General features: G+C 50.7%; 11 protein-coding genes and 2 tRNA genes. 9 read left to right on the top strand and 4 right to left on the bottom strand.

Features of this window, described 5'->3' with window-relative positions:
* Window positions 1-758: 758 nt before the first annotated feature.
* The 6 genes from CWC46_RS05525 (at window position 759) to CWC46_RS05500 (ending at window position 6,836) form a co-directional block, all read left to right on the top strand.
* Entirely contained in the window at window positions 759-1,229 is a 471-nt protein-coding gene (locus tag CWC46_RS05525; RefSeq protein WP_021017257.1) for a hypothetical protein, read from the top strand.
* 73 nt (window positions 1,230-1,302) lie between these two features.
* Entirely contained in the window at window positions 1,303-2,058 is a 756-nt protein-coding gene (locus CWC46_RS05520; RefSeq protein ID WP_021017258.1) for a hypothetical protein, read from the top strand.
* A gap of 68 nt (window positions 2,059-2,126) precedes the next feature.
* Window positions 2,127-2,828 carry an ABC transporter ATP-binding protein gene (locus CWC46_RS05515; RefSeq protein WP_021017259.1) on the top strand — a complete coding sequence of 234 codons (702 nt, stop codon included), beginning with the start codon at window positions 2,127-2,129 and terminating at the stop codon, window positions 2,826-2,828.
* Window positions 2,821-4,071 (top strand): ABC transporter permease, encoded by a 1,251-nt coding sequence (locus CWC46_RS05510; protein WP_021017260.1) that lies wholly within the window; start codon window positions 2,821-2,823, stop codon window positions 4,069-4,071. The genes CWC46_RS05515 and CWC46_RS05510 overlap by 8 nt, the downstream gene beginning before the upstream one ends.
* A gap of 28 nt (window positions 4,072-4,099) precedes the next feature.
* The gene (locus CWC46_RS05505; protein ID WP_101377539.1) at window positions 4,100-5,548 is read left to right on the top strand and encodes a TolC family protein; all 1,449 of its coding nucleotides are present in this window, start codon (window positions 4,100-4,102) and stop codon (window positions 5,546-5,548) included.
* The gene (locus CWC46_RS05500; protein WP_021017262.1) at window positions 5,541-6,836 is read left to right on the top strand and encodes an efflux RND transporter periplasmic adaptor subunit; all 1,296 of its coding nucleotides are present in this window, start codon (window positions 5,541-5,543) and stop codon (window positions 6,834-6,836) included. The genes CWC46_RS05505 and CWC46_RS05500 overlap by 8 nt, the downstream gene beginning before the upstream one ends.
* An 84-nt stretch (window positions 6,837-6,920) precedes the next feature.
* Here CWC46_RS05500 and CWC46_RS23460 read toward each other — a convergent pair whose 3' ends face one another.
* The 3 genes from CWC46_RS23460 to CWC46_RS05490 form a co-directional block, all read right to left on the bottom strand.
* Window positions 6,921-7,055: a hypothetical protein gene (locus tag CWC46_RS23460; RefSeq protein WP_255401399.1), complete on the bottom strand. Its 135-nt coding sequence runs from the start codon at window positions 7,053-7,055 to the stop codon at window positions 6,921-6,923.
* 161 nt (window positions 7,056-7,216) lie between these two features.
* Window positions 7,217-7,292 (bottom strand) — tRNA-Gly (locus CWC46_RS05495).
* 194 nt (window positions 7,293-7,486) lie between these two features.
* Window positions 7,487-8,413, bottom strand: a complete 927-nt coding sequence (locus CWC46_RS05490) for a D-2-hydroxyacid dehydrogenase (RefSeq protein WP_021017263.1) — start codon at window positions 8,411-8,413, stop codon at window positions 7,487-7,489.
* 1,039 nt (window positions 8,414-9,452) lie between these two features.
* Here CWC46_RS05490 and CWC46_RS05480 point away from each other — a divergent pair.
* Genes CWC46_RS05480 through CWC46_RS05470 form a run of 3 tightly spaced genes read left to right on the top strand, consistent with a single transcriptional unit; the run spans window position 9,453 to window position 11,828 of the window.
* The gene (locus CWC46_RS05480) at window positions 9,453-11,018 is read left to right on the top strand and encodes a type 2 periplasmic-binding domain-containing protein (RefSeq protein ID WP_021017264.1); all 1,566 of its coding nucleotides are present in this window, start codon (window positions 9,453-9,455) and stop codon (window positions 11,016-11,018) included.
* The gene (locus CWC46_RS05475) at window positions 11,015-11,416 is read left to right on the top strand and encodes a hypothetical protein (RefSeq protein ID WP_021017265.1); all 402 of its coding nucleotides are present in this window, start codon (window positions 11,015-11,017) and stop codon (window positions 11,414-11,416) included. The genes CWC46_RS05480 and CWC46_RS05475 overlap by 4 nt, the downstream gene beginning before the upstream one ends.
* Window positions 11,417-11,426: 10 nt before the next feature.
* Window positions 11,427-11,828 carry a fucose-binding lectin II gene (locus CWC46_RS05470; RefSeq protein ID WP_021017266.1) on the top strand — a complete coding sequence of 134 codons (402 nt, stop codon included), beginning with the start codon at window positions 11,427-11,429 and terminating at the stop codon, window positions 11,826-11,828.
* 337 nt (window positions 11,829-12,165) lie between these two features.
* Here CWC46_RS05470 and CWC46_RS05465 read toward each other — a convergent pair.
* A tRNA-Gly gene (locus CWC46_RS05465) sits at window positions 12,166-12,241 on the bottom strand.
* Window positions 12,242-12,841: the final 600 nt, after the last annotated feature.

Below are 12,841 nucleotides of genomic sequence, written 5' to 3'. Positions count from 1 at the left end.
GGGGAATTTCTGAAAGAAATGGAGAAAATGCTGAAAATTCGGAACGGGAAACGAGACAACGGATTCCCACCTGTTTCATTGATTCAACAAAAGTTTTTGGTACACCCTTCTGTTTGAGGGACCGTATTCTGTCTTACCCGGAAGATCTTAGCAAGCAATTTTCCACGACACCCCTTCAAGTGTTTTTTTGATCAATAGGACTCAATCCTACGAAACGCGCTCCTTCCTCGGTCTGTTGCTCCTGGACAGGTGCTGCCATGGGGTAGTTCTGTCACGTCACGAACGTTATGCACTCTGCATCAGCATGACGCGACCATGACTGCAACCAGCGCACCTCTTTGAGCAACGACAACATTCTGAAACGCGAACCAGGCAAAGTCGCAGAGGGACGGCGCTAAACGATGCGACTGTCAGCCTTGTGCGGCGTATGAACCTTCGCTAGCACGGCCATGAACGATGACGCTTGCCACGCGGGACGTCCTTCTGCACCGCTTATTCAGCAAGAACCAGGACGGCACAAAACATATGTCAAACACCACTAAAGTTTTCTTGTTTCGAGTCGTTATCCCATAAAGGAATTTATACGCAAATTTTGCCGACTTGCATTGAACAGAATAATCCACATGGACTTGCTTCAATGTCGGTTGGACAAAGCAGAATTGCCGCATGAGATCGCACAGCGAAGTGCTGCAATACCGGACGGGCAAAGACAAGCCCTGCACGGTTACATTGTTCAATACCATTGAAGGAGATCATGTATGAAAATCAAACAAACCATGCTGTTGGCTACTCTTGCCGCTGCTACGATGTGCGCTGCTGGCGCGGCATTTGCGGGCCCACCAGTACAGATCACATTCAAGAATCTGGGTACCCAAGAGGCGACCTACAAGATTGTGACCAATAACGAGGTCAGTACCAACGTCAATGCCAGTCCCAAGCCTGCAACGACTGTTGCGCCTCAAGGAACCAATACTTACACAGTACAGAACCCGATCAGCCCTGATGCCAACGCAGCAATTGTGCGCTACACCATGGGTAGAAAGACCTGTGTCTTCGGCACGACCTTCGTGAACCAGATCATTGGCGGCGTTCTGCTTCCTGGTGGTCCCACCAAAGTTCCGAAATGGAACAAAACCGCAACCGCCAGTAATGGCGCAGTCTGCAACGCCACCATTAAGTCGCAGAATCTGTCGAACTATTCATGGACCGTTGAATTCACGATGAAGTAATTGGCAAAGTGCGGCTCAAGCCAATAGTTTGGCCGCACTTCTTCTGTAGATATGGAAATTGCGGAATCCCAGTATGAACGGTATCAATCAGTTTGGCACCTCTATGGCGCAACAAACACAGGTTAGCGCACAAGGCACTATCAACAAGACCAGCGCTACAACATCTGAGAAGGCTAACGGCACAATCGACATACAGGCCAGTGCCAAAACGCAGGTTTCGTCGCTTTCCCACCTGCTTAGTGATGCGGCGAACCGTGCGACCGCACGCGATGCCAACACCAGCCGCGACGAGTTGGCCGCTATTGCACAGTCTACCGTCAATAAGCTGCTGGGAGAGAGCTATCGGAGCAACAAGGCTGTTCATGATGCGGAAGTGCCAGCCTCTGACGACCCACAGCGTCTTGCCCAAGCCCGACAAGCAACCGACTTTACCAATGGCAAGGGAGTAAATCCCTTCAAAGGGATGTCACGCGATCAACTAGCATTGATTACTTACGATGACAGTGGCGCATTTACCATCAATGAACGCCGGGCCGCATGGCTGGAAGCCTATGACCAACATGAGGCATGGAGCCGAACCGTTTCTCAAAAAATAATGGACGAATATAACCGAAACGGCGAGGTTTCCTCGAAAACCTATCAAGAAATATTGGACTACTATCAGTCACTCCCGGCCATCGAGGAAGCCCAACTGCCAAAGGGTTACGACACCCAATTGCAGGCCAGGATGCAACAGGCGAATGGCGCTGAATCAGCCCAACACAAAAATGAACTGGAATCTTTGCTGGAGCTGCTGACCCAACGATTGGGCGGTAACAAGCAAGCATAAGGCGCGTAGTTAAAAGCAGCCTGCGGCAACAACACTGTCAAGAGGACGACAAACATTCTGGAGAAAGGATGCAGAGAGCTCACGATACCGATTTGATTCGCTTGGAAAATATTACGCACGCTTACACTACGGGCGCGTCCAATCAGGCGGTTCTGCATGATGTGTCGTTCTCCGTCCCTGCGGGCCAAAGCTGCGCCATTGTCGGAGCATCTGGATCTGGCAAAAGCACGCTGCTCAACCTCATCGGGTTACTGGACGAACCTACTTCGGGCCGTGTACTGCTCGCAGGTAAAGACATGACCAGCGCCGATGCTGAATCACGCGCTATAGCGCGTAACCGGATTATCGGCTTCGTATTCCAGAGTTTCAACCTGCTACCACGGCTCGATGCGCTGGACAACGTAACACTACCTCTGCTGTATCGCGGCATCCCCCAGCCACAAGCCCGACAAGCCGCTCTGATGCAACTGGAGCGAGTTGGCCTGACCAATCACCGTCACCATCGCCCAGCCGACATGTCAGGCGGGCAGCGCCAGCGCGTTGCAATAGCTCGCGCCCTTGTCGGCGAACCGTCGCTACTGCTGGCCGATGAACCTACTGGCAATCTCGATAGCCAGACCGCGCAGGACATCATCGAACGGCTGCTGTCCCTGAACCGCGAATGTGGCACGACATTGGTAGTGGTGACTCACGATACCGGGATTGCTGATCGCATGGCGCGCTGTATTCAAGTCCACGATGGCCGATTAGAGGAAGCTGGACATGCCTAGACAACCCCGTCATACCGCAAGCGCTTCAGGCTTATCGCATGGCTACGGCCCCTCATGGCTGCAACAGTTGCGCGAACCGGTAGAGAATCTGCGCCAGCTTGGCCGCCGAGCCGTCTTGGCACTCTTGGGGATCGCAGTGGGCTGCATGGCCGTAGTAGCGCTACTGAACATCGGGCACAATGCCGAACGGGAAGCCATGAGCGTTTTCAAAGGGATGGGCAGTGACCTGCTCGTGGCGAACGTGCAAATTCCCACCGGCGGTCGCAGCGAGGCGCTCCCCAACATTGCCACACTGGATACCGACGCGCTTCGTAAGGCCGTCCCCGACATTGCAGCGGCAGCCCCCTTAATCCTTACGAGTACGGATGCCCGGCTTAAAGGCCACACGCTGAGTACAACCACGCTGGGTAGTAATGCAGACCTTCCCAAAGTGCTGGATCTCCGACTGACGCAAGGGCGCTTCTTGAGCAGGTTCGATGCGCACAGCACCTATGCAGTGTTAGGTGCAAATGTAGCGGCCGAATGGAAAAGCGCGGGTATCCACACCCTGCCCGGCGACCATGTACAAATTGGCGGCTACCTGTTTCAGATCATCGGCATCCTACAGCCCAAAGGCCAGAACACTCTGCTTCCCGTCTCCTTGGATGACGCTATTCTGCTGCCTCTAGAGGGTATGCGGCGCATCATTCCTAACCCACAGATAACCAGCGTACTGGCCCGCAACCCTAACGGCACTACGTTGACACAGACGTCTCCCCGTTTGCAGCAGTGGCTGGGAGATAAAATGCCTGGGTATGAGGTCAACGTACAAATTCCCCGTCTGCTGCTTGACGGCATGGCCCAGCAATCACGCCTGTTCTCCTGGCTGCTGGCTGGCTTGGGGGGTATCGCCCTACTGGTCGGTGGCATCGGCGTCATGAACGTCATGGTGATGAATGTCGCTGAGCGACGCCGCGAGATCGGTGTGCGAATGGCGCTCGGCGCTCGGCCCCAAGACATTGCCAGGCTCTTTCTGTTGGAAGCGATCATACTGGCCGCTACGGGCGCGCTGGCCGGTGCGGCAGTCGGCTTAGTCATGGCTTGGGCCTTCGTTCACTACTCCGGCTGGTCGTCCTTCTCATTATCGGCGGCAGCGTTGCCCCTCGGTATCGGCAGTGCCATTGTAACCGGCCTGTTTTTTGGCTTGTCGCCAGCCATGGCGGCAGCACGGCTTACTCCCGAACAGGCGTTGCGCGATGCGTAATGTGCCTATTCTCATTGCACTCACCCTGATGGCCCCTGTTGTTGTCCAAGCGGGAACTGATAGGTCATTGCGCCCGTCCCAGGCAACCCGCCAAGGCCAGCCGTCACCCTCGGCTGCCAGTATTTCACTCAATGCCCAGACCATCGAGCTGACACTGAGCGATGCGATCTATCTAGGGCTGCGCGACAACCGTTCTATCCGTAGCGCCTATCTGGATCGCATATCCCAGAAGTTCGATCTGCGCGTGGCCGAAGACCGCTTCACACCGAAGCTGATGCTCAGTGGCAGCTACCTTTCCAATCGGAATCAGGATGACCGTTATCGGCAGGGTTCCGTAACGCCTACAACCACCTTGCTGACGCCGTATGGCACCCGCGTGAGCCTGGGATGGACGTATCGTCATACACAGGCTGATCAGGCCGGACTATCACTCAATGACGGTGCCAATATATCGCTGATCCAACCGTTGTTACGCGGTGCGGGCAAGGAGATTGCGACAGCGCCGGTACGCCTTGCACGGCTAACCGAGCAGACCAACCGACTCAACCTGAAATCCACTGTCTCTCAGACCATCACACAGGTGATCGAGTCCTATCGCACGCTATTGCAGGTACAGGAACAATTGAAGATTTCTCGGGACTCGCTGGAGCGCGCTCGCCAACTGATCGAGGTCAACCGAGCCATGATCGCAGCCGGGCGCATGGCAGAGTTCGAGATTGTGCAGACGGAAGCCGAGGTCGCCTCACAAGAACTGGCCTACGAAGAGGCCCGCAATCAGGTGGACACGGCACGGCTTGCCCTGTTGCAGCTACTAGCCCTGAATCTAAACACACCTATTGTTGCAACCGAGGCGCTACAGGCCCGACGTGTGGATGTCAATGCAGCCCAGGCACTACACCAAGCCGAAGCGTCACAGCCAGCCTGGCTCTCCCAGGTCATATATAGCGAGCAGGAGGCCATCAATCTCGCGGTGGCGCGTAACGACCGCCTTTGGGATGTTTCGATTGTGGGCGGTGCCAGCCAGATACGTGACCGCAATACTCTGGGCGACTCCGCACGCACCTGGGAAAACTATGTCGGGATACAGGTCGAAATTCCCATTGGCGACCTCAGCACACGCCAGGCCGAAGTACAGGCCCAGGTCAATGTGCGCAACCAGGAGATTCAGTTGGCGGAAGCCCGCCAACAACTGAAGCGCGATGTAACGAATGCAGTACGCAATATTGGCACCCGCTGGCGGCAGTACGAAATCGCTCAGCGCGCGCGTGACCTCACCCGCCGCAAGCTCGAAATTGAGCGGGAAAAACTCACAGTGGGCCGATCCAGCAACTTCCAGGTGCTGAGTTTCGAGAACGACCTGCGTAATGCCGAGAATGCACGCCTCAACGCGCTGATCAGCTACCTGAACGCCCAGGCCGAACTGGATCAGACGCTGGGTACCACACTACAGAGCTGGGATATAGCGCTTAATGACTAGATACCGCCTGGCGAACCAACTGATCACGCTCATCCGTCGCCGCCCGATCTTGTCGGTGCTATTGGCGTTGCTGATGGTAGTGACTGTCGCCATTTTTTGGAAACCCTGGGAACCCGACGACGCCAGCCTGGCGCAGGACACGCAAGTACAGTGGTTGCGGGTGCAACCCCAGTTGATCGAACAGCAGTTAGGGCTGATGGGCCGCATTCAGGCTGTCCGGCAAGAAACCCTGTCAGCGCCGTTCGAAGGCGTTATCCGTGAAGTGTTGGTACAGGAAGGGCAGACTGTTGAAGCGGGCCAGACGCTGCTGCGACTTGACCCAGGGCAAATCGAAATCCAGCTACGCCAGGCGCAGGCGGAACTGCTCAAAGCACAGCGTGAAGTCCATCAACTACGCAACTGGGACAGTAGCCCCGAGGTTTCCCGTGCCCGACGCGCCGTGCAGACAGCCCGCTCGATCCTGGGAGTCACGCAAGCAAACCTGCGCGATACACGGGCTCTGTTTGAGCGCGGTATCGTCGCCCGCATGGAAGTTGATACGCTTGCGCAACAAGTGCGCATGCAGCAGCAAGACTTACTCTCCGCGCAGGATGAGCTGCTCACCGTCGAAGCGCGCGGCCAGGGTGAAGAGCGCAAGATTGCTGAAATGGAACTAGTCAACGCACAAGCGCGTCATCAGGCCGTAGCAGCACAAAGCGAACGCCAGGTTCTCAAAGCGCCGTTTTCAGGAGTGATTTTACGTCCGTCGATGCCTGAGGGCGGCAAAGCCGTCATCGCTCAAGCAGGGGTACAGGTCATGCAAGGAGCGCCTCTGCTGCTCGTAATAGGGCTGGATCGCATTCAGGTACTCACTCGAGTGGAAGAAGCTGATCTGCACCAACTGCGCGAAGGTATGCCGGTACAAATCACTGGGGATGGTTTTGCCGGACAAACACTAACGGGCCGTATTGCCACCATCGCGGTACAAGGCAACGCAGCAGACGCGCCTGGTGCAACCGCCCATTATGACATCGTGATTTCAGTCGATAGACCTCATGCCGAGGCCGCGCAGCAGGTCAGACTGGGCATGAGCGCCCGACTGGCCATCATCATCTACCGCAACGAGCAGGGTATTGCGGTGCCGCCACAGGCACTGGGCACGGACGATGATGGCTCTACCTATGTACGGTATCGCGCTACGCTTGACGCAGCACCGTCAAAAATACGAGTCACGCCAGGCCGGGCTATCGCTCAAGGCATTGAGGTGCAAGGGCTGCAATCCGGCTATGTTCTGGTACCTGCCAACTGATCAACTTGCGAACGAAAAATACAGAAAAAACAGCCACGGAATGCTTAAAAAATTCACATTCCCTGCGGTTATAGCAGCTCCCCTTTATCCGTTTTTCGTGACGAAGTCCATCTGCATCATGATGGTGTAGTCTTTGCCGGTGGCCTTGGCTTGCCGGACTACGGCATCAGTTAATACCATAGGTACACCGACTTCGAGTTGATAAGAGGTGTATTGCACTCAGGGCAGTGACTCAGCAAACCAGCGACTACCCGGATTTCATGTACCGTTCGGGCAGATTGACAGTGGCATTGAGCAGTTTTTGCCAGACATTCTCCAGGGATAGAACCCTTTTGAATCAAGAAACTATAGCCCTTGGTGGATGTCTATAGATGAAGAATTGGAGCGGGAAACGAGACTCGAACTCGCGACCCCGACCTTGGCAAGGTCGTGCTCTACCAACTGAGCTATTCCCGCACGGATACTGCCTGATCACCCTCTACCCTGTGACAAAATAACACATTGACTTGGATGACCCTCAGAAGAAAACAAGAAATAACATACTGAAATATTTGGTTATTTTCTATGAAATCTCAAGAGGGCGGAATTATGAACCAATCACATAATGTTGGCAAGCAATTTTCATCAACGGATGAATCCTCGGGTTCTTCTTAATAAACGCCAGAAAAATCGACTTCTCCTATCAACGGTAATCCATGCATAAATCGGGGTAAATTCTCCAAAAACAGATGCCCTAACCGTTGCGGGACCAATGGCCCGGCGATATGTGCGGTTACTGTAAGATTAGGCACCCGCCAGAATGGATGCCCTTGTGGCAGAGGTTCTTGCCTGAACACATCCAGCACCGCTCCCGCAATGTGCTGATGTGCCAGTGCCGCCAGTAAATCGTCATCCACCACAGCGCTACCCCGCCCTACGTTGATAAACAGTGAAGAATGTTTCATCGCAGCAAACAACGCCGCATTGTAGATACCTGTTGTTGCCGGGGTATCAGGCAGAATATTGATAACATAATCAGCGTGCTGTACCGCCTGAGGCAATTCAGTTATGCCAGCCACCCGTTCAAATCCCGGCAGAGGGCGTGGCACGTTAACAATACCGTGTAAAGTGACACCGAATGGCTGTAAAAAGGCCGCGACTTCCCGGCCAATATCGCCAGCGCCCACAATTAATACCTGACGACCATATAATGAACCCGGTAGTGACTTATCCCACTCACATCGTTGCTGACTTTGTTGACGCATATTCATTCGCAACTCATGCTGTAACAGATAGGCGATGATGTATTCGGCGATCGGCTGACCAAACACCCCTACTGCACGACTCAGACGATAATCCTGCGGTAATCTGGCCTCCAACAACGGTTTATATCCTGCCCAGGTCGATTGCAACCACTGAGGCTTTACTCCCAGTCTCAGCATATGAGCAGCTTTGTCCGGCTCTCCCACCCAGATAGGGCACTGAGCGGCTTGCTGCGGATCGCCAGTACTTTCCACCAGTGCCAGATGAGGATCGGCAGCATGCAGTACAGAACAAATTTCATCAGCACGGGAATCAAGCAGGAGAATTGCAGTCATATCAGCTACCAATCAGTCAAAAACGAAACGATGATAATAATGGAAATAACGGACAGGTAAAAACAAGATCCGATACAGGAAGAGCAACTTGCTGAAATAAAAGATCTCTCATAGAAGAGACGCTAAGTTCAGACTCGAAGAGCGTTTATTTCACATACCGCTCAAGGATACTGGTTATCCTCAACCATCCTCTCCCTGCCTACGTGGGTTTTCTGAAGACAAAATCACTGCTTGGATGTCTATACACCATGATATTGACAACGCCAAAGCCCATGCGATGTTTTCTGAAACCATAAACAACATTACTGGCTTAGCCAGCATCTTGCTGACCACCACCACAGAGGTGATATTCAAATATGAGTAAAAATATACTGTTCTATTATTTTTAATAAATTCAGATAGTCACCCGATAACATCAGGCACTAATTATCATTAAAATGAAATTATTCAAAATAAAATAATTCAGCAATAAACAGAAATTAACTTTTCATTTAGTAAAAAAATAAAGCCTAATTTATCATCAGTTAAAAACTGGAATGTCAGCATTCTGATATCATCTGAGACAGATGCGATTGCAGAATGCACGGATAATGCTATCTTGAATAAAACAGTGAATTCATTCGAACGTAGAATATGAATGACACCCAAAAATAAAATCATAACAACTAACTGTGTAATTGACTCAGCCCCACAAAAACCACCTCGGATTAATTGAACCCATAAGACATTCTCAGTAGATAAGTTGCTGAAGTCAGGGTTACCTGTCTATACCCGCCAGACTTCAATAATGTATCCACAATGTGTAACAAGAAAAATGCGGTAATTAATTGCCACCGATAGATTTCAGGACGCAGGAAGGCGGGCGAGAAAATGAATTCCGATGAGATTACATCAGTAAGTGATTCGAGTGAGTGAACGATGCTAACACGCCTTCGACTTAAAAGGCGGCAGGTATAAAGCACGATAATAGCATGCAAAATCCTTATTCGGGTAGATAGCCTGGATAGCGTTTTTTTCCACAGTCATAGAGGAGATTTCTATGGGTTTTCTATCTCGGATAGTGGTGCACACAGTCGTCATTGGCATACTAGCATTCGGTAATGCAGTCGCTTTTGCCGGACAGTTAATACTAAAAAATATGTCCTCAAACCCTATTACTTGCACTGTTGACGGCTGGACTATCTCATCAGGTAGCAGCTTCGATTGGTATATTAAAGTACAACCGGGCCAGTCCTTTTACGTAGGTCAGAATACCAGCCGACCCAATTCCCCTATTATCAACTGGGCAAACTGCAATAACCTGCAAACACGCTCAATGACTGTGACGCCATCGGGTCCTAATCAGACACTGGTGCTTAACGGGCAGCAAACACGGGTTCTCAATGTATCGCTTTACCCCTACTTGCCAACCTTGCCGACCGATGATTTTGAAAATCTGGTCGCCTATATTGTACAGACGTACCAGGCACAGCATCCACAAGTCTTACTCAATGCCGTACTCAACCAGGCGGTGGACATCTATAGCTTTGACGCACTGCCTACATTGCTGGGTCACGAGGGTTTTGATGTTATAGAACTTGATGTTTTGTACCTTGGGTTTCTGGCTGACAACCATCTGATTAACCCCGTACAGATTACCGGTGATGCACCATGGCCAGTTGCTCTCGCCGGTTCAACCTATAAATATCAGTTGTGGGGGATACCAAGCTGGTTATGCATGGATTTTATCTACGATTACAATCATGAGATCACAACACAGAAAAGCCTGACGCAGTTGATAACCTATCTGGGCACTCGTTCACCTGACATCCCAGAACTTGTAGGCAGCTATAATGGCAGTTGGAGTATTCCTTCAGACTACATTAACGCCTATGTGCAAACCTATGGCTTCGAGGCGCTACAGCAATCGATGCAAATGCCCCCAGATGAGGCCGTTGTAAAGCAATTAGTCACCCTGTCTGATACCTGTGAACATAACGGTATCAACAAATGCACGAATAATACTTATCACCATGCCCCAAATGGGACTACCGAGCAGGTTTTCGCTACCGGGCAAGCCAGTACCGATATGGGATTCTCAGAACAGTCCTTCTTTATACGGCTCTATCAGTCAACGCATGATCCGCTTTATGTTACTCCCACGCCTTGGGGAGAAAAGCCTCAGCCGCTCCTGTTTCAAGATAGTTTCGTTTCCAGTGCAGCAACTTGCTCACCAGGCAGCAATTGCGCCGCCGATGCTCAGGCGTTTACCACACTGATGACCAGCGTAGCGATGAAAAACTACATTGTACAATCCAAAGATCTGCCGGCTGGTAGCCCGTGGCGCACACTATTGGTTGCCAATCAACAATTCTGGCAACAACCTCTGATTGCCGATAATGCTTATTACCAGCAGCTTCAACCCATATTTGCAACTGCACAGGCATTTCCCAACAACTTTACAGAGCAGGTACAAACTGAAATGGCCACTCAAATCTGCACTGCTTTAAAACAACAACAACCTATGTTCGTCTGTGACAGCGGCACCAATACCACCTTGCTGGCACCATCACATTCAAGGCTATCATCACCCCAAAAACCAGCTCAAAGCAGGAGAGGATTATGAGTGTCGGACCCGTTTCAGGAAATGGAATACCCATCACCTTACCAGTAGGGAAAACCGTATTCTGGACAGCGGATGTTCAGGCCTCTTATTCGCAATTTATCCAGGTGCGGGATTCCACAAACACGGTGGTGATACAGTCGAGCGGCGCTTCTACCGGAGGGCATTCACCCACACAGATCGGTCAAGGTTCATTTGTTACGGCGGGGACTGGCGTTTATACCATTTTCCTCGGCTATAACAACGGGCAATCCTGGTCACAAGTTATGTGGGATGAAATGACGCTAATTATCGGTAGCCAAATATTTTCTAGTTGTTTTAACTTCATTACCGAAGACGGCGCAGATCAGGACTTTAATGACTCTTGTCTAACGTTAACGTGGTTTAACAGCATCGGTTGAGGAACAGATAATGACGATAGGGCCCGTAAGTGGCAATGGTATTGCCATCAGTATCCCAGCCAACAAAATAGTGTTCTGGTCTGCGTTGGTACAAAGTTCAGCTAACCAGTTCATTCAATTAAAGGACAGCAACGCGAACATCGTCTTTACGGTTCAGGGTGCGAGTTCAAGCGGCGGTATACCAACACAAATTGGTTCAGGTTTTTTTCAGGCTGATACATCGGGGAGTTATTCGATTTGGATCGGGACGAACGGAGGAAAGTCCTATTCTCAGATCTTGTGGTCGCAGGATGTGATTACCAGCGGTTCCTCGGTCTACTTTGGCAAATATATCTTCGCCAGCGAGGACGCCATGGATTATGACTACAATGATTCATTCATCCAGCTACAGTGGTTCCAAAATGTAGGATAAGTTTCCCCGTTAGAACGGTTTCACACTTGTCGGTAGTCGGTAAAGGTGTCGCCGGCCAACCAGAGATTCCGCGATAACGCAGACCCTACAGTATCAAGTTGGTAGTCTGCCGGATTTGCTCTTGGGCCTTGCCGTTTTGACCAGGTTGTTGGTGATGTTTTCATCACCGGCGACACTAACGTGCCGATACCAAGTGTTCGAAAAACGTTGGGGATTAACGGGATTAAAAGTCGTGGTCGATGGTGGTTTTCAACAGAGTTGGTGGATGCTCAACAGATCCATAACGCTGTTGAATCAACGAATTATAGGAACCATTAGACATCTATAAAAGAAGATTTGGAGCGGGAAACGAGACTCGAACTCGCGACCCCGACCTTGGCAAGGTCGTGCTCTACCAACTGAGCTATTCCCGCATGACTAACTGTATTTTCAAACGACTTACAAGCATTTAACTCTTTGATTAAAAAGGCTTTAACACTTTAAGGCGTTTGGAATGGGCGCAATTATGGACTGATTTAATATATATGGCAAGCCATTTTTTACCATCGCCCTGCAAAACCTACGATTGCTCAAAAGAAGAGCACTCATTAAAGTAATAATGCTTCATAACGGCGGATGAACGGACAAAAACCCGTAGTCAGAAGATCGGTTTTGTCTTTCGGCGTGTTCCTTTACTGTCTCGGCCAGATGCTCTGGATAATAGAATCATCTGCCCATCAAATGATGTAGAGGGTTACTGAATAAAGGCCGGTAACCATCCTATTGAGATCATCAAGATTGTTATTGACTACGCTATCCCGCTGAATATAAAAATCAATTTAATGGGATACCATCATATTAATTATCATACTTAGTATTACTAAGCGATATAATCACTTTTACTTATATTGCTCTGGTTCAAAAAAATTGTAACAAACGGCAGAATTTCGTTAATAAGCATTAAATAGCTGGTATACTTCGCCATTATAGCGTCCTGGAAGCATTTTTTATTTACTATTCGTGACTCATGATAA

The organism is Prodigiosinella confusarubida (assembly GCF_002847015.1).
Lineage (GTDB): Bacteria > Pseudomonadota > Gammaproteobacteria > Enterobacterales > Enterobacteriaceae > Prodigiosinella > Prodigiosinella aquatilis.
The sequence above is the reverse complement of the archived record's forward strand: the minus strand, read 5'-3'. Positions and strand labels throughout refer to the sequence as shown.